This is a genomic window from Streptomyces cinnamoneus, assembly GCF_002939475.1.
In the GTDB taxonomy this organism is placed as follows: Bacteria; Actinomycetota; Actinomycetes; order Streptomycetales; family Streptomycetaceae; genus Streptomyces; species Streptomyces cinnamoneus_A.
Map to the genome: position 1 here is coordinate 6000938 of NZ_PKFQ01000001.1, position 19926 is coordinate 6020863.

Annotated in this window: 1 protein-coding gene and 1 pseudogene; both read left to right on the forward strand. The window is 71.2% G+C overall.

Going from position 1 to position 19926, the window contains the following annotated elements; genetic code table 11:
- Positions 1-614: 614 nt before the first annotated feature.
- Positions 615-13214 (forward strand): annotated as a pseudogene (locus tag CYQ11_RS30510) (type I polyketide synthase); the annotation flags it as partial.
- A gap of 62 nt (positions 13215-13276) precedes the next feature.
- The gene (locus CYQ11_RS26615; protein WP_099202843.1) at positions 13277-19912 is read left to right on the forward strand and encodes a type I polyketide synthase; all 6636 of its coding nucleotides are present in this window, start codon (positions 13277-13279) and stop codon (positions 19910-19912) included.
- Positions 19913-19926: the final 14 nt, after the last annotated feature.

Genomic DNA, 19926 nt, shown 5'->3' on the forward strand with positions numbered 1-19926 from the left:
GGAGCGTCATGAGAGGTCCTGACCGACCGTCGCCCCATGAGCGCCGCCGAGGCCCCGGTCGCCCGGCCTCCAGGCGAACCCTAGGCGCTGACCAGCGACAATGCCATCCGCAGTGCCGACCTTGGCGCCCCCGGGCCGACCCGGTGGCCGGTCACCGACCCTCGTCGAGCCACTCGGACGGAGTGTGATCATCGCCACCGGGCGGACCCGCCGAGACCGCTCGGGGTGCGCTTCCCCATGCGTTTCACGTCACCCCGGAATAACTTGACAGGGTTCTCGGCGCCCAAAGAAGATGGCCAAAATTAGTTCGTTTTTGCGGCGCGGACAACAGCGCCGTACGGGGGAGAGTTACGCATGCGCGATCTGCGCGGCCTCATGCTGCCGGTATTCACCTGCCGTTCGGCGCATCCTGCGCACGGCGTGGACGGCTGAGACACCCTCACTTACGGGTCCCGGTGTGCCGCGCGTCCTCGTGGCACACCGGCCATGGACATGGGCTGGTGTGCCCTGCCGGGCGGTCCCGGCACGCGGCACTTCGAAGCGAGGAAGAGGAACCCAACGTGCGTGCAGAGCTGATCCGGCCGTTGCCCGAACTGCTGCGTGGCCACGCCGAACAGCGCGGTGACAAGGTCGCCTTCGCCGACGGGCGGCGCAGCGTCTGCTACCGCGACCTCGAGCGGCGCACCGCCCGTCTCGGCGGTCACCTCTCCGGACTGGGCCTGCAGCGCGGCGACCGCGTGGTGCTGCTCCTCAACAACAGCGTCGAGGTGGTCGAGGGCTTCCTCGCCGTCACCCGTGCCGCCAACGTCGGAGTGCCCGTCAACCCGCTGTCCGCCGAAGCCGAGATCGCGCACGTCCTCGACGACAGCGGCGCGCGCGCCGTCATCACCGACACCGCCCACCTGGCACAGGTCACCCGCGTCCTGGGCGACGGGCGCGCGCACGTGACCGTCGTGCTGGTCGGTGACGAGGCACCCGGCACCCTCGCGTTCGAGACCCTGGCCACCTCCACCCCCGCCACCCCGGCCCGTGACGACCTGGGCCTGGACGAACCGGCGTGGATGCTCTACACCTCCGGCACCACCGGAAGGCCGAAGGGCGTGCTGTCCACCCAGCGCAGCTGCCTGTGGTCCGTGGCCGCCTGCTACGCGCCCATCCTGGGACTGTCCGAGCAGGACCGGGTGCTGTGGCCGCTGCCCCTGTTCCACAGCCTGGCCCACATCCTGTGCCTCATCGGCGTGACCGCCACCGGCGCCACGGCCCGCGTCATGGGCGGGTTCGCCGCCGAGGACGTGCTGGACCTCGTGCGCAGCGAACCGTTCACGCTGCTCGCCGGCGTGCCGACGATGTACCACCAGATGGTGCTCGGAGCCCGCGACGGCGGGCTGGAGGCCCCCGCCCTCCGGGCGTGCCTCGTCGCCGGAGCGGTGACCGCGCCGTCGCTCGCACGGTCCTTCGAGGACACCTTCGGGCTGCCCCTCCTCGACGGCTACGGCAGCACCGAGACGTGCGGCATGATCGCCATCAACCGCCCCGACGGCGCGAAGGTCACGGGATCCTGCGGGCTGCCCGTACCCGGCCTCGGCGTGAAGGTGGCCGACCCCGGGACGGGCGACGAGGTGGCGGTCGGCGTCGAGGGCGAGGTCTGGGTCAGCGGCCCGAGCCTGATGATCGGCTACCACAACCAGCCCGAAGCCACCGCCACGGCCGTGCGCGACGGCTGGTACCGCACCGGGGACCTGGCCCGACGCGACGAGAACGGCTACCTGACCATCAGCGGCCGCATCAAGGAACTCATCATCCGTGGCGGCGAGAACATCCACCCCACCGAGGTCGAGGAAGCGCTGCGCGCCGCACCGGGAGTCGCGGACGCCGCCGTCGCGGGCAAGCCCCACGCCACCCTGGGCGAAGTGCCCGTGGCCTACCTCATCCTGGACGACCAGGCGCACCTCGACCGCGAAACCCTCCTCGCCGTCGCCCGCGAACGACTGGCGAGCTACAAGATCCCCGCCGAGTTCCACGCCGTCCGGGACATCCCCCGCACCGGATCCGGAAAGATCATCCGCCATCTCCTGGCGGAGCACCCCGCACGGCTGCTCACGATCGGCGACGCCTCGTACGAGACGCTCCACCGGATCGACTGGACCCCCGTGTCCACTGCCGGCACCCCCGACACGGCGGCCTGGGCCGAGACCGGCACCGAGGCACTGATACCCGGCGCCACCGCCCACCCGGACCTGGCCGCCCTCCGCGCCGCCGTCGAGGCCGGCGCACCGGCCCCCCGCGTCGTCGCCCTCTCCGTCACCCCCGGCGACCTCGCCGCCGAGGGCCAGGGCGTCCGCGCGGCCGCCCTCACGGTCCTGGACTCGGTGCGTGCCTGGCTCGACGACGAGCGGTTCGCCGCCGCCCGACTGGTCGTCATCACCCGCTCCGCCGTCTCCGCCGCCCCCGGCGACGAAGTCACCGACTTGACGGGCGCTGCGGTGCGAAGCGTTTTGAGCACCGTTCAGGCCGCTCACCCCGGCCGCGTGACGCTGCTCGACCTGGACGACGACGAGGCGTCACGGACGACGGTGGCCGCCGCCGCGGCCCACGACGAACCGCAGCTCGCCATCCGCGCGGGCGTCGCCCACGCGCCCCGCCTGCGACGGGCCCCCGCCACCATGACCGGCGGCCCCACCGCTCGGTACGCACGGGGCACCGTACTGATCACCGGCGGCAGCGGCGAAGCGGGACGACTGGCCGCCCGTCAGCTCGTCACCGCACACGGCGTACGCCACCTCGTCCTGACCGGCGACCCGGCCGACGGCGACACGAGCGGCGACACGAGCGAAGACACGAACGCGCTCGTCGCACAGCTCACCGAAGCAGGAGCCACCGTCACGGTCACCCCCTGCGATGTGGCCGACCGGGCCCAGCTGGAATCCCTCCTCGCCCGGATTCCGGACGAACACCCCCTCACCGCCGTGGTCCACGCTGCCGGTGCGCAGCTCGACGGCGACGCCACGGCGACGCCGCGAGACCGACTCGACGAGGTCCTGCGCACCCACATGGACGGCGCCCTCCACCTGCACGAGCTGACGGCGGACCTCGACCTCGCGGCATTCGTCCTCTTCTCAGCCGCACCCGGCACCGCGGCGAGCGGCTCGGCGGCAGCCGGATTCCTCGACGCCCTGGCACACCACCGCCGCGCGCACGGCCTGCCCGCCACCTCGCTCGCCTGGGGCCCCTGGGCCGGCCCGGGCACCGACAGCCCGGCTCCCGGATACGCCACGCTTGCGCCGCGCGACGCACGGGGGCTCCTCGACGTCGCCTTCGCCACGGACGAGGCCTTGTTCGTCCCCGCGCGCATCGACCTCGCCGCCGTCCAGCGGCAAACAGCCGAGGCCCCGCTGACGGCCCTCTGCCGTGAGCTGATGCCCACGGTCGTGGACGCGGACGACGCCGCCGCCACTCTGTCGGAGCTCCGCAACCGGCTCGCCGACCGTGCCGACGCCGAGCAGGCACGCGTCCTGCACGAGCTGCTGCGCACCGAGGTGACGGCCGTGCACGGCGACCTCGACCCCGACGCGTTCGACGCACACCGCAGCTTCCGGGAACTGGGCTTCACGTCACTGATCGGCGTGGAGCTCCGCAACCGCCTGGTGAACGCCACCGGCCTGGCCCTGCCCGCCACCCTCGTCTTCGACCACCCGACCCCCCACGCCGTGATCGGCTACCTTCGGGCTGCACTGGCCGGCGCGACGGACGAACCCGCCGACCAGGGTTCCGCCAGCACGCCGGCTGCCGACGAGCCGATCGCCATCGTGGGCATGGGCTGCCGCTACCCCGGCGGCGTGACGTCCCCCGAAGACCTGTGGAACCTGGTGTCCACCGGTGGCGACGCCGTGTCGGCGTTCCCCACCGACCGCGGCTGGGACCTGGAGGCGCTCTACCACCCGGATCCGGACCACACGGGCACGAGCTACGCGCGCGAGGGCGGCTTCCTGCACGACGCGGCCGACTTCGACGCGGAGTTCTTCGGGATCTCACCGCGTGAGGCCCTCGCCATGGATCCGCAGCAGCGGTTGTTGCTGGAGACGTCGTGGGAGGCGTTCGAGCGGGCGGGCATCGACCCGCAGTCCGTGCGCGGCCAGCAGATCGGCGTGTTCGCCGGTTTGATGTACCACGACTACGCCAGCCGCCTCAGCGCCGTCCCCGAGGACATCGAGGGATACCTCGAAACCGGTAACGCGGGGAGTGTGGCCACGGGTCGTGTGGCGTACACGTTGGGCTTGGAGGGGCCTGCGGTGACGGTGGACACGGCGTGTTCGTCGTCGTTGGTGGCGTTGCATCTGGCGGCGCAGTCGTTGCGTCAGGGTGAGTGCTCGATGGCGCTCGTGGGTGGTGTGACGGTGTTGTCCACGCCGGATGTGTTCGTGGAGTTCAGCCGTCAGCGTGGTCTGTCCGGTGATGGTCGTTGCAAGGCGTTTGCTGGTGCGGCGGATGGTACGGGTTGGGCTGAGGGTGTGGGCATGCTGCTCGTCGAGCGGCTCTCCGACGCCCGTCGCAACGGTCACCCGGTGCTGGCGGTGGTGCGTGGTTCGGCGGTGAATCAGGATGGTGCGTCGAACGGCCTGACGGCGCCCAATGGTCCGTCGCAGCAGCGGGTGATCCGGCAGGCGCTGGCGAACGCGCGGTTGTCCGCGGGTGATGTGGATGCGGTGGAGGCGCACGGAACGGGTACGACGCTGGGCGACCCGATCGAGGCGCAGGCCCTGCTGGCGACGTACGGCCAGGGTCGTGCGGAGGGTCAGCCGTTGTGGCTGGGTTCGGTGAAGTCGAACCTGGGTCACACGCAGGCCGCTGCCGGTGTCGCTGGTGTCATCAAGATGGTGATGGCGATGCGGCATGGTGTGCTCCCGCGGACCCTGCACGTCGACGAGCCGTCGCCGCACGTCGACTGGTCGGCAGGTGCGGTCGAGCTGCTGACGGACTCCGTGGAGTGGCCGGAGACCGGTGAACCCCGCCGTGCGGCCATATCCGCGTTCGGGATCAGCGGTACGAATGCTCACGTCATCCTGGAAGGCTCTGCGGCTTCTGCGGAGCCTGAGGATGCGGTGAGTGAGCCGTCGGGCCTGGTGCCGTGGGTGTTGTCGGGTCGTACGGAGGAGGCGTTGCGGGCGCAGGCGGGGCAGTTGGCTTCGTTTGTGGGGTCTGCTCCGGGTCTGGGCCTGGGGGATGTGGGCTGGTCGCTGGCGGTGTCGCGGTCGGTTTTCCGTCACCGTTCGGTGGTGTTGGCGGAGAGTGGTGATGCGGCGCTGGGGTTGCTGGCTGCTGTGGCTGCCGGGGGTGATGCTGCTGGTGTGGTGCGGGGTGAGGCTTCCGCGCCTGGTGGTGTGGTGTTTGTGTTCCCGGGTCAGGGTTCGCAGTGGGTGGGTATGGCGGCGGGGTTGTTGGATGCTTCGCCGGTGTTCGCTGGGCGGATGGGCGAGTGTGCGGCGGCGTTGGAGCCGTTTGTGGACTGGTCGTTGCTGGATGTGGTGCGTAGTGGTGATGCGTCGTTGCTGGAGCGGGTGGATGTGGTCCAGCCGGTTCTGTTTGCGGTGATGGTGTCGCTGGCTGCGGTGTGGCGCTCTTATGGTGTGGAGCCTGCTGCGGTGGTGGGTCATTCGCAGGGTGAGATTGCTGCGGCGTGTGTGGCGGGTGGTTTGTCGCTGGGTGATGCGGCGCGTGTGGTGGCGTTGCGCAGTCGTTTGCTGCTGGATCTGGCGGGTGCCGGTGGGATGTTGTCGCTGGCGTTGCCGTTGGAGGAGGCCGTGCAGCGGCTTGAGCCGTATGGTTCGGCGGTGTCGGTTGCGGCGGTCAACGGTCCGGGCTCGGTCGTGGTCTCGGGTGAGCCTGCGGCGTTGGAGGCGGTGCGCGCGCAGTGTGAGGTTGATGGTGTGCGGGCGCGTATGGTGCCGGTGGATTATGCCTCGCATTCGGCTCAGGTCGAGGTGATCGAGGAGCGTTTGCTGGAGGTTTTGGCGCCGCTTGAGCCGCGTAGTGGTCAGGTGCCGTTCTACTCCGCGGTCACGGGAACGCAGGTCGATACCGCGATGTTGGACGCGGGGTATTGGTATCGCAATCTTCGTCAGACGGTGGAGTTCGCCAAGGCCACCGAGCAGCTTCTGGCTGATGGCCATGATGTGTTCATCGAGACCAGCGCTCACCCGGTCCTGTTGATGGGTGTGGAAGAGACCGCTGACGCTGCCGAGCGGTCTGTGACGACGATCGGGACGTTGCGTCGTGGCGAGGGCGGCCAGGAGCGCATGCTTGCCTCACTCGCCGAGGCTTATGTCCATGGGGTTGAGGTTGACTGGGCAACGGTCTTCACCGGCACCGGCGCGCGTCGTGTCGATCTGCCGACGTATCCCTTCCAGCGCCAGCGCTACTGGCTCGACGCCCCCCAGCCCGCCCACGACCTCGGTACCGCTCAGCCCGCCAACGCCGCGGAAAGCAAGTTCTGGGACGCCGTCGAACGCGAGGACCTCGCCTCGCTGGCCTCGGAGCTGCGCGTGGCGGACGGTGACCCGTTCAGCGCGGTGCTGCCCGCGCTCTCGTCGTGGCGGCGGCAGCACCGGGACCTGTCGACGGTCGACGACTGGCGGTACGGCATCGACTGGACGCCGATCTCAGGTGCCCAGGCGCGTACCCTCTCCGGCACCTGGCTCGCCCTCCTGCCTTCCGACGGCTCCGGTGAGCTGTGGATGAACGCCCTGGAGGCGCGCGGCACGAACATCGTCCGCATCGTGCTCGACGAGACGTCCGAGCGCGACGAGCTGGCCGGCCGGCTTCGTACCACGGCGGACTCCACGCAGATCGCCGGCGTCCTGTCGTTCGTCGCGCTGGGCGACGGTTTCCATCCGCTGCACACGGGTCTTCCCTCGGGCACCGCCGCCACGGTCGTGCTGACCCAGGCCCTCGGTGATGCCGGGATCCAGGCACCGCTCTGGCTCATGACCCGGGGGGCGGTCTCCACCGGTCGAGCCGACGCGCTCACGAACGCCGGGCAGGCACAGGTCTGGGGTCTCGGCCGGGTCATCTCGCTGGAGCACCCGGAGCGTTGGGGCGGTCTGATCGACCTTCCGCAGGACGCCGACGAGCGTGTCCTCGACCGGCTGTGCGGTGTCCTCGGCGTGTCCGGCGACGAGGACCAGCTCGCCGTCCGGCCCTCCGGCGTCTACGTCCGCCGGCTCGTACGCGCCCCTCTCGGGGACGCCGTCGCCACCCGTACGTGGCGGCCCCGCGGCACCGTCCTGGTCACCGGTGCCACCGGTGGGCTGGGGCCGCACATCGCGCGCTGGCTGGCCCGCAACGGCGCCGACCAGCTGGTGCTGACAAGCCGCCGGGGCCCCGACGCCCCGGGAGCCGACGAGCTCGTGGCGGAGATCACCGCGCTCGGCACGCGTGTCACCGTCGTCGCCTGCGACATGGCGGACCGGGACGCCGTCGTGGCCCTGGCCGGATGGCTCAAGGACGCCGAGCACCCCGTGCGGTCCGTGATCCACGCCGCCGCGTACACGGAGCTGGCCTCGCTCGACGAGTCCGACCTGGCCGAATTCGCGGCCGTCGTCGACGCCAAGGCCCGGGGCGCCGAGTACCTTGACGAGCTCTTCGGCTCCGAGCTCGACGCCTTCGTGCTCTTCTCCTCGATCTCGGGCGTCTGGGGCAGCGGTAACCACGCCGCCTACGCCGCCGCGAACGCCTACTTGGACGCACTCGCGGAGCGGCGTCGCGCCCGCGGTCTCACGGCGACGTCAGTGGCGTGGGGCATCTGGGACAGCGGCGCCGAGCGTGCCCAGGTGCTCCCCGAGCAGCTGCGCCGCCAGGGCCTGCCCTTCATCGAGCCGGACCTGGCCTTCACCGCGCTCCAGCAGGTGCTCGACCACGACGAGACCTTCATCGCCGTGGCCGACGTCGACTGGGACCGCTTCGTCCCCGCCTTCACCATGGCCCGCCCCCGCCCGCTCCTCGACGGGATCTCCGAGGCACGGGCGGCCGTGGACCGCGCCGAGAACTCCGACCTGGCCGTCAGCGCCGGTACCGGGGAGCAGGGCAGCGAGAGCGGGCCGGCACGCCTCGCAGCGCTGGGGGAGAAGGAACGGGACCGCGAGATCGGGGAACTGATCCGCGCCCACGCCGCCGCCGTGCTCGGGCACGCCTCGGCGTCGGCGATCGCCGAGGACCGCGCGTTCCGCGAGCTCGGCTTCGACTCGCTCACCGCGGTGGAGCTGCGCAACCGCTTGCAGACCGCGATGGGTGTGCGCCTGCCCGCAACGCTGATCTTCGACCACCCGACCCCGCAGGCGCTGGTCCGGCACCTCGCCGGCACGCTCTTCGGGACGGGCACGGACGAGCCGGGTGCCACGCCGGCCGTCCGGGCAGCGGTGGACGACGACCCGATCGTGATCGTCGGCATGAGCTGCCGCTACCCGGGCGGGGTCACCTCGCCCGAGGATCTGTGGCAGCTGCTGACCACCGGCGGTGACGGGATCTCGCACTTCCCTGCCGACCGCGGCTGGAACCTGGACGGCTTCTTCGACCCGGACCCGGACCGCCCCGGCACCAGCTACGTCCGCGAGGGCGGGTTCCTGCACGACGCGGCCGAGTTCGACGCGGGTTTCTTCGGCATCGCCCCGCGTGAGGCCCTCGCCATGGACCCGCAGCAGCGTCTGCTGCTGGAGACCTCCTGGGAGGCACTCGAGCGCGCCGGCATCGATCCGCTGACGCTGCGCGGGACCCGTGGCGGCGTCTTCGTGGGCGCTGCCGCACAGCACTACGGCGGCGACCTCCAGCACTCGCCCGAAGGGTCGGAGGCCCACCGCGTCACCGGCACCGCCGCGAGCGTCCTGTCCGGCCGCGTGTCGTACACCCTCGGTCTGGAGGGCCCGGCGGTCACGGTCGACACGGCCTGCTCGTCGTCGCTCGTGGCGCTGCACTGGGCGGCGCAGTCCCTGCGGCAGGGCGAATGCGAGATGGCGCTCGCCGGAGGCGTCGTGGTCATGCCCACCCTCGAACCGTTCGCGGGCTTCAGCCGTCAGCGAGCCCTGGCGGCGGACGGCCGCTGCAAGGCGTTCTCAAGTGCCGCGGACGGCATGGGGCTTGCCGAGGGCGTCGGCATGCTTCTGCTGGAGCGGCTGTCGGATGCTGAGCGCAACGGGCACCGGGTGTTGGCGGTGGTGCGTGGTTCGGCGGTGAATCAGGATGGTGCGTCGAATGGTTTGACGGCGCCGAATGGTCCGTCGCAGCAGCGGGTGATCCGGCAGGCGCTGGAGAGTGCTGGTCTTGCGCCGGATCAGGTTGATGCGGTGGAGGCGCACGGTACGGGTACGGCTCTGGGTGACCCGATCGAGGCGCAGGCCCTGCTGGCGACGTACGGCAAGGAGCGCGCCGAGGGTCAGCCGTTGTGGCTGGGTTCGGTGAAGTCCAACATCGGCCACACCCAGTCGGCCGCGGGCGTGGCGGGCGTCATCAAGATGGTGCTGGCGATGCGCCACGGTGTGCTGCCGAAGACGCTGCACGTGGACGAGCCGTCGCCGCACGTCGACTGGGCGTCGGGGGGCGTCGAGCTGTTGACCGAGGCGGTGGAGTGGCCGGAGACGGGGCAGCCCCGTCGTGCCGGTGTGTCCTCCTTCGGCATCAGCGGTACGAACGCGCACGTCATCCTTGAGGCCGCTCCGGCTGTCGACGGGATGGACGAGCAGGGCGGGACCGAGACCGGGAACGAGACCGAGAACGGGAATGACCGTGGCAGTGACAACGGCTTGATCCCGTTGACGCTGTCCGCGCGCAGCGAGAAGGCCCTTCGTGGCCAGGCACGCCGCTTGGCTGCGTTCGTCGAGGCCACGCCGGGCGTGACCTCGGCGGACATCGGTTTCTCGCTGGTCACGACGCGGGCGGCGCTGGAGCACCGTGCTGCGGTGGTCGCGGCTGACCGTGAGGGTGCTGTGGCTGCGCTGTCGGCGCTTGCATCTGGTGCTGTTGCGCCGGGTGTGGTCGAGGGCGTGGCTGGGCCTGGTGACCTGGCGGTGTTGTTCACCGGTCAGGGTGCTCAGCGTCTGGGGATGGGCCGTGAGTTGTACGGTCGTTTCCCGGTGTTCGCGGAAGCCTTTGACGCTGTCTGTGCGGAGCTGGATCGTCATCTCGATCGGCCGCTGCGTGAGGTGGTGTTCGGTGAGGACGCGGAGGTGTTGGACCGTACGGGCTTCACGCAGCCCGCTCTGTTCGCTGTGGAGACCGCGCTGTTCCGCCTCGCCGAGTCGTGGGGGATCACGCCGGACTGCCTCGCCGGTCATTCGATCGGTGAGCTGACGGCGGCGCACGTGGCCGGTGTGCTGTCCCTCCCCGACGCCGCGAAGCTGGTCGCGGCACGTGCCTTGCTGATGCAGGCGCTGCCGACGGGGGGCGTCATGGTGTCGGTGGCCGCGCCGGAGGCGGACGTGCGGGCGGCGACCGACGACACCCACGGCGTATGGGTGGCCGCGGTCAACGGCCCCGAGTCCGTGGTCCTCTCCGGTGATGCGGACGCGGTGACCCGGGTGGCGGAGAGCTTCTCGTCGGTGGGTGTGAAGACCAAGCGTCTGCGGGTGAGCCATGCGTTCCACTCGGGTCACATGGACGGGATGCTGGAGGAGTTCGGGAAGGTCGCGGCGACCCTCACCTACCACGCGCCGCGTATTCCGGTCGTCTCCAATGTGACGGGTGCTCTGGCGACGGCCGAGGAGCTGTGTGCGCCGGAGTACTGGGTGCGTCATGTGCGGGAGGCTGTCCGTTTCGCGGACGGTATCGCGGCTCTGAGCGCCCAGGGTGTGACGCGGTTCCTGGAGCTGGGTCCGGACGGGACGCTGTCGGCGATGGCGCGTGAGTGTGTCTCTGAGGACGCGCTGCTTGTCCCGGCTCTGCGTCGTGACCGGTCGGAGGAGCAGGCGCTGCTGGCGGCGCTCTCCACGCTGCACGTCCACGGTACGGACGTCGACTGGTGCGCGTTCTACGAGGGGACCGGCGCCCGTCGCGTCGACCTCCCCACCTACGCCTTCGACCGCGAGCGCTTCTGGATGGTCCCGGAGGCGGAGTCCGTCCGGACTGCCGAGGACGCGACGGACATCGCGTTCTGGGAGGCCGTGGAGAGCGAGGACCTCTCCGCTTTGGCTTCGACGCTGAAGGTGGCTGACGAGGAGGCTCTCGGCAGCGTCCTGCCCGCCCTGTCGTCGTGGCGGCGCGAGCACCGCAACGCGTCCACCGTTGACGCGTGGCGCTACCGCGTCGACTGGAAGCCGGTCGGAAACCTTCCGGCGCAGACCTTGCGCGGTACGTGGCTCGCTGTGGTGCCCTCCGGCGCTGCCGACGACCAGTTGCTGTCCGGCCTGGAGTCGCGCGGTGCGCACGTCGTGCCCGTGGAGTTCGAGGGGACGCCTGACCGCCACACCCTCGCCGAGGCATTGCGTGCCCTCGCGGACTCGGAGCAGATCGCCGGAGTGCTGTCGCTCGCCGACACGGTCGGCGCGTCCGTAACGCTGACGCAGGCGTTGGGTGATGCGGGTGTGGGGGCTCCGTTGTGGTTGGTGACGCGGGGTGCGGTGGTTGCTGCTTCTGGTGACCGGCTTGTTGATGTGAGTGGTTCGGCGGTGTGGGGTGTCGGGCGTGTGGTGGGGCTGGAGCATCCTGATCGGTGGGGTGGTCTGGTCGATGTGCCGGTGGTGTGGGACGAGGGTGTTCTGGACCGGTTGTGTGGTGTGTTGGCTGGTGCGGCTGCTGGTGAGGATCAGTTCGCGGTTCGGTCGTCGGGTGCTTTCGTTCGTCGTCTTGTGCGGGCGCGGTTGAGTGGTGTGGTCTCCGGTGCGTGGGTGCCGGCGGGCACGGTGTTGGTGACGGGTGGTACGGGTGCGCTGGGTGCGCATGTGGCTCGTTGGTTGGTGGGTCTGGGTGCCGGGCGTCTGGTGTTGTTGAGCCGTCGTGGGCTGGAGGCTCCGGGGGCTGTGGAGCTGCGGGACGAGCTGGCGATGTCGGGTGCTGAGGTCGATGTCGTCGCGTGTGATGTTGCGGATCGTGAGGCTTTGTCTCGTGTTCTGGCGTCGGTTCCGGCTGATGCGCCGCTGAGCGCGGTGTTCCACACGGCTGGTGTGCTCGATGACGGTGTCCTCGACGGACTCACGGGTGATCGGATCGCGACGGTGCTGCGCCCGAAGGCGGACGCCGCGCTGACCCTGCACGACCTCACCCGCGATCTCGACCTGTCGGCGTTCGTGATGTTCTCCTCCCTCGCGAGCACGGCCGGTAGCCCGGGGCAGGGCAATTACGCTGCGGCGAACGCGGTGCTGGATGCCTTGGCGGAGTTCCGTCGTCAGCAGGGTCTGCCGGGTACGTCGGTGGCTTGGGGTGCTTGGGCTGACGGTGGTATGGCGGTGGATGCCAAGGCGGTCGAGGAGCGGTTGCGTCGCAGTGGCGTGTCGGCCATGGCGCCCGACCTCGCGCTGTCGGCACTGCGACAGGTGCTCGACGCCGACGAGACGGCCGTCACCGTCGCCGACCTGGACTGGCCGCGCTTCGCCCCGTCCTTCACCGCTGCCCGGCCCAGCGCACTGTTCGACGAACTGGCCGAGGCTCGTGCGGCGCTGGAAGCCGGGCAGGTGGACGACGCGGACTCCACCGCGGGCACCCAGGGCGCCGACCTGGCGCAGCGACTGTCCGGCCTGAGCGAGAGCGGGCGGGAGCGCGTACTGCTGGACGTGGTCCGCAATCACGTGGCCACTGTCCTGGGGCACTCCTCGGCACAGTCCGTCACGCCCGAACGCGGCTTCATGGACATGGGCTTCGACTCGCTGACCGCGGTCGAGCTGCGGAACGGCCTCCAGCGCCTGACCGGCCTCGCCTTCCCGGCCACCCTGCTCTTCGACTACCCGACACCGGCCGCGCTCGCCGCATACCTGCGGACACAGTTCGTGCCGGAGGACGACAACACCGACGAGGTGTCGGTCGAATCCGCACTGACAGGGCTCGGAAAGATCGAGACGGCCCTTGCCGCCATGGCGTCGGACGAGGAACGCACGGCCGTCATCGGCAAGTTGAACGACATCCTGACGACATGGCGCGGCACCGTACGCGCAACGGACGAGGACGACGACGGCCGGATCGAATCGGCCACGGATGAGGAGATCTTCAAGCTCATCGACGAAGAGCTCGGCGACTTCTGAACCGACGAATCCGACCCGACCGACCCGACCCCGTCCTGAACTCCCAGCTGAGGTGATGTGCTGTGTCCCACGAGGTACCCAACGAAGAGAAGCTCCGTGACTACCTCAAGCGCGTGACGGCCGACCTGCGCCGTACGCGCCGGCGTCTGGCCGAGCTGGAGGACGGTGGGCACGAGCCGATCGCCATCGTCGGCATGAGCTGCCGCTTCCCCGGCGGGGTGACCTCGCCGGAGGAGCTGTGGCAGCTCCTGGCCACGGGTGGGGACGGCATCGCGGAGTTCCCGGCCGACCGCGGCTGGGACCTCGACCGTCTCTTCGACGAGGACCCGGACAACTCCGGAACGAGCTACGTGCGCGAGGGCGGCTTCCTGCAGGGCGTCACGGAGTTCGACGCCGACTTCTTCGGCATCTCGCCGCGTGAGGCCGTGGCCATGGACCCGCAGCAGCGTCTGCTGCTGGAGACCTCGTGGGAGGCGCTCGAGCACGCCGGTGTCCCGCCCCTGTCGCTCCGCGGCAGCCGTACCGGTGTCTTCGCCGGCACCAACGGCCAGGACTACATGAGGCTCCTCGCCGACGCGGAGGACGACACCGAGGGCTACCTGGGCACCGGGAACGCGGCCAGCGCCCTGTCCGGCCGCATCTCGTACACGCTGGGCCTGGAGGGTCCTGCGGTCACCGTGGACACGGCGTGCTCGTCGTCCCTGGTGGCCTTGCACCTGGCGGGCGAGGCGCTGCGGCACGGAGAGTGCACGCTCGCCCTGGCCGGTGGCATCACCGTGATGTCCACGCCGGGCGCGTTCGTCGAGTTCAGCCGTCAGCGGGGACTTGCGGCGGACGGTCGCTGCAAGGCGTTCTCCGACTCCGCAGACGGCACGGGCTGGGCCGAGGGCGTCGGCATGCTCGTCCTGGAGCGGCTGGCGGACGCCGAGCGCAACGGGCACAAGGTGCTCGCTGTCATGCGTGGTTCGGCGGTGAACCAGGACGGTGCGAGCAGTGGTCTGACGGCGCCGAATGGTCCGTCGCAGCAGCGGGTGATCCGGCAGGCGCTGGAGAGTGCTGGTCTTGCGCCGGAGCAGGTTGATGCGGTGGAGGCGCACGGTACGGGTACGACGCTGGGCGACCCGATCGAGGCGCAGGCGCTGCTGGCGACGTACGGCCAGGGTCGTGCGGAGGGCCGGCCGCTGTGGCTGGGTTCGGTGAAGTCGAACCTGGGTCACACGCAGGCCGCTGCCGGTGTCGCGGGCGTGATGAAGATGGTCATGGCGATGCGCCATGGAGTCTTGCCGCGGACGCTGCACGTGGACGAGCCGTCGTCGAAGGTGGACTGGACGGCCGGCGCGGTCGAGTTGCTGACGGATGCGGTGCAGTGGCCGGAGACGGGCGAGCCCCGCCGGGCCGGCGTGTCGGCATTCGGTGTGAGCGGTACGAACGCGCACGTCATCCTCGAAGGCGTTGTTGCTCCTGCACAGCCTGCTGCTGAGTCCGACGCTGACGCTGACGCCGGTTCCGGTGCTGTGGTGCCGTGGGTGGTTTCGGCACGGAGTGCTGAGGCGTTGCGGGCGCAGGCGGGGCAGTTGGCTTCGTTTGTGGGTTCCCGGCCTGGGTTGCGGTTGGTGGATGCGGGTCATTCGCTGGTGTCCGGCCGTGCGGGTCTGGAGCACCGTGCGGTTGTTCTGGGCGCTGGGCGCCAGGAACTGGTCAACGCGCTCGACGCGCTTGCCGCTGACCGTTCGACGGTTGAGGTCGTGCGTGGTGTGGCCGGCTCGCCTGGTGGTGTGGTGTTTGTGTTCCCGGGTCAGGGTTCGCAGTGGGTGGGTATGGCGGCGGGGTTGTTGGATGCTTCGCCGGTGTTCGCTGGGCGGATGGGCGAGTGTGCGGCGGCGTTGGAGCCGTTTGTGGACTGGTCGTTGCTGGATGTGGTGCGTAGTGGTGATGCGTCGCTGTTGGAGCGGGTGGATGTGGTCCAGCCGGTTCTGTTTGCGGTGATGGTGTCGCTGGCTGCGGTGTGGCGCTCTTATGGTGTGGAGCCTGCTGCGGTGGTGGGTCATTCGCAGGGTGAGATCGCTGCGGCGTGTGTGGCGGGTGGTTTGTCGCTGGGTGATGCGGCGCGTGTGGTGGCGTTGCGCAGTCGTTTGCTGCTGGATCTGGCGGGTGCCGGTGGGATGTTGTCGCTGGCGTTGCCGTTGGAGGAGGCCGTGCAGCGGCTTGAGCCGCATGGTTCGGCGGTGTCGGTTGCGGCGGTCAACGGTCCGGGCTCGGTCGTGGTCTCGGGTGAGCCTGCGGCGTTGGAGGCGGTGCGCGCGCAGTGTGAGGTTGATGGTGTGCGGGCGCGTATGGTGCCGGTGGATTATGCCTCGCATTCGGCTCAGGTCGAGGTGATCGAGGAGCGTTTGCTGGAGGTTTTGGCGCCGCTTGAGCCGCGTAGTGGTCAGGTGCCGTTCTACTCCGCGGTCACGGGAACGCAGGTCGATACCGCGATGTTGGACGCGGGGTATTGGTATCGCAATCTTCGTCAGACGGTGGAGTTCGCCAAGGCCACCGAGCAGCTTCTGGCTGATGGCCATGATGTGTTCATCGAGACCAGCGCTCACCCGGTCCTGTTGATGGGTGTGGAAGAGACCGCTGACGCTGCCGAGCGGTCTGTCACGACGATCGGGACGTTGCGTCGTGGCGAGGGCGGCCAGGAGCGCATGCTTGCCTCACTCGCAGAGGCCTATGTCCGTGGTGTGGATGTCGACTGGGCAACGGTCTTCACCGGCACCGGCGCACGTCGTGTCGATCTGCCGACGTATCCCTTCCAACGCCAGCGCTACTGGCCGCGTCCCTCCGCCACCGCGCTGCACGACGTGGCATCGATCGGTATGCGTTCTGCCGGGCATCCGCTGCTCGGCGCCGGGGTCCGGCTGGCCGACACGGGGGGCCACCTGTTCACCGGCCGTCTCTCGCTCCAGTCGCACGCCTGGGTCGCGGACCACGCCGTGGCGGACGCCGTCCTGCTGCCGGGAACCGGACTGCTGGAACTGGCGGTCCACGCGGGTGACCAGATCGGCTTCCCGACCGTCGAGGAGCTGACCCTGGAGGCGCCGCTCGTACTGCCGGAGCGGGGCGCCGTCCAGGTGCAGCTGGTGGTCGACGGCCCCGACGAGTCCCAGGACCCGGACGGCCCCGAGGCGTCCCGAGCCCTGTACCTCTACTCGCGTCCCGACGACGCCCCGGCCGACCAGCCGTGGACCCGGCACGCCAGCGGTCTGCTGTCCTCCGCCGTCCCCGCCCCCGTCGCGGAGACCGAAGCGTGGCCCCCGGCGGACGCCGAGGCCGTGGAGGTCGACGGCTGCTACGACGACCTCCGCGACCGCGGCTACGGTTACGGCCCGGTGTTCCAGGGCCTGCGCCGTGCGTGGCGGCGCGGCAGCGAGGTCTTCGCCGAGGTGGCTCTGCCGGAACAGGCGGCGGCTGACGCCCGTGCGTACGGCCTGCACCCGGCGCTGCTCGACGCCGCGTTGCACGCGATCGGCTTCGGCGCCGGTCTCAGCGCGGAGGCCGACAGCGGCCAGGCCCGCCTGCCGTTCTCCTGGAACGGGGTCACCCTGCACGCCGCCGGCGCCTCGGCGCTGCGCGTACGGCTCTCGCCGGCCGACGGCGACGGGATCGCCCTCTCGGTGTCCGACCAGCACGGGCAGCCGGTCGCCAGCGTGGGCGCGCTGACGCTCCGCACCGTGTCCCTCGACCAGCTCACCCCCGCGAGCGCCCACCACGACGCCCTGTTCCGCGTCGACTGGACCACGCTCCGCACCCCCGAGGGCGGGCCGGTGTCCCGCGCGATCGTGGGTGCCGTCCCGGAGGAGGCCGCCGAGGTCTTCGCGGACACCGGGGCCTACGCCGACCTGGCCGCCCTGGGCGACGCCGTCGCCGCGGGCGTCCCCGTCCCCGAGACGGTCCTGGTCTTCGCGCCGCCGCCCGCCACGGACGCCGGAGTTCCGCTCGCCGAGGCCGTGCGGAAGGCCGCCCACCGGACCCTCGCCCTGGTGCAGGGCTGGCTGGCCGACGACCGGTTCGCCTCCTCCCGGCTGGTCCTCGTGACCCGCGGGGCCGTGGCCACCGAGCGGGGCGAGCACGTCACCGACCTGGTCAACGCCCCGTCGTGGGGCCTGCTGCGCTCGGCGCAGTCCGAGCACCCCGACCGGTTCGTCCTCGTCGACCTGGACGGTCACGAGGACGCGTATCCGGCCCTCGCAGCCGTCGCGGCCCTGGACGAGCCGCAGCTCGCCGTCCGGCGCGGTACCTTCCGTGCCGCCCGGCTGACGCGTGCCGCCACCGGTTCGGCCACCCTGCTGTCGCCGCCCGCCGGCTCCGCCACGTGGCGGCTCGACATCCCCGTCAAGGGCAGCCTGGACGGCCTCGCCCTCGTCGACAACGCCGAGGCGACCGCACCGCTGGGAGAGGGCCAGATCCGGGTCGCCGTCCGGGCCGCCGGCGTCAACTTCCGGGACGTCGTGCTCGCCCTCGGCGTGGTGCCCAACGAGGAGACGATGGGCAGCGAGGGCGCCGGCGTGGTCCTCGAAGTCGGCCCGGGCGTCATCGACCTGGCACCCGGCGACCGGGTCATGGGCCTGTTCATCGGCGGCTTCGGGCCCGTCGCGGTGACGGACCGCAAGGTCGTCGCCCCGATGCCCGAGGGCTGGTCGTTCGTCCAGGCGGCTTCCGTGCCCGTCACCTTCCTCACCGCGTACTACGCCCTCACGGACCTCGCCGCCGTACGGCCCGGCGAGAAGGTACTGGTCCACGCGGCCGCCGGAGGCGTCGGCACGGCCGCGGTCCAGCTGGCCCGGCACCTCGGCGCCGAGGTCTACGGCACCGCGAGCCGCGGCAAGTGGGACACCCTGCGCGCCCTGGGGCTCGACGACACGCACATAGCCTCCTCGCGGACGGCCGAGTTCCAGGAGAGCTTCCTGGCCGCCACCGACGGCCGGGGCATGGACGTCGTGCTCGACTCCCTCTCCGGAGAACTCGTGGACGCCTCGCTGCGGCTGCTGCCCGGCGGCGGTCGCTTCCTGGAGATGGGCAAGACCGACATCCGCGACGCCGACGAGGTCGCGGCCCGCCACGAAGGCGTCCGCTACCGGGCCTTCGACCTCGGCGAGGCCGGCCACGACCGCATCCAGGAGATGCTCACCGAACTCCTGGCACTCTTCCGCGACGGAGTGCTGCGCACCCCGCCGGTCACCGCCTGGGACATCCACCGCGCCCCCGAGGCGTACCGGTTCCTGAGCCAGGCACGCCACGTCGGCAAGGTGGTCCTGACCCTGCCGAGCGCACCCGACCCCGACGGCACGGTGCTGCTCACCGGCGCCACCGGAACCCTGGGCGGCCTGCTCGCCCGCCACCTGGTGACCCGGCAGGGCGTACGGAACCTGCTGCTCACCAGCCGCCGGGGCTCCGACTCGCCCGGCGCCGCCGAACTGGTGGCCGACCTCACCGAGGCGGGCGCCACGGTCCGGCTCGTCGCCTGTGACACCGGCGACCGCACGGCCCTGGCCGCACTGCTGGCGTCCGTTCCGGCGGACCACCCGCTCACCGCCGTGGTCCACGCGGCGGGCGTCCTCGACGACGGTGTCGTGGAGTCCCTGACCCCGGAGCGGCTCGACGTCGTCCTGCGCCCGAAGGTCGACGCCGCGGTCAACCTCCACGAGCTGACCCTGGGCGCGGACCTCACGTCGTTCGTCCTGTTCTCCTCCGCCGCCTCCACCTTCGGCAGCGCCGGGCAGGGCAACTACGCCGCCGCCAACGCCTTCCTGGACGCCCTCGCGCAGCACCGCCGCGCCCGCGGCCTGCCCGCCACCTCGATGGCCTGGGGCCTGTGGGAGCAGGCCAGCGACATGACCGGGCACCTCGGCGCGACCGACCTGACCCGCATCAAGCGGCAGGGCGCCGCCCTGCTCACCTCCGAGCAGGGCCTGGAGCTCTACGACCTCGCCGCCGCCTCCGACGAGTCGCTCATGGTGGCCGTGCCCCTCGACACCGGCTCGCTGCGCCGCCAGGACGGCACCGTGCCGGCCCTGTTCCGGTCCGTCGCCTCCGGCGGCCGCCGGACGCGACGCACCGTGAACGGCCCCGCGGCCACGGCGGAGGGGCCGACGCTGGTGGAGCGCCTCACCGCGCTGCCCGCCACCGAGCGCCTCACCGCGCTGCTCGACCTCGTCCGCACCCAGGCCGCCGGCGTCCTCGGCCACTCCTCCCCGGACCTCATCGAGCCCGGACGGGCGTTCCGGGAGATCGGCTTCGACTCCCTCACCGCCGTGGAGTTCCGCAACCGCCTCGGCGCGAGCACGGGCAAGCGCTGGCCGGTGACCCTGGTCTTCGACTACCCGACGCCCGAGGCCCTGGCCGGCCACCTGGTCGCGAAGCTGCTCCCCGAGGGCACCGCGGCCCCCTCCGGCACCCTCGCCCCGGCGGAACCGTCCGAGCAGGGGCGGAGCCGCCCCGCCGGGATCCTCACGGAGCTGGAGAGGCTGGAAGCCGCGCTCGCGGCGGCCGAGCCCGACAGCGGGACCCGCGCCGGCGTCGTGGAGCGCCTCCAGGCCCTGCTGACGAAGCTGACCGAGGCCCCCGCCGACGACCCCGGCACCGGAACAGCAGCAGAACAGGTCACCGCGGAGTCGCTGTTCGCCTACATCGACCAGAAGTACGGCAAGAGCTGACGGACCGCCCGCCC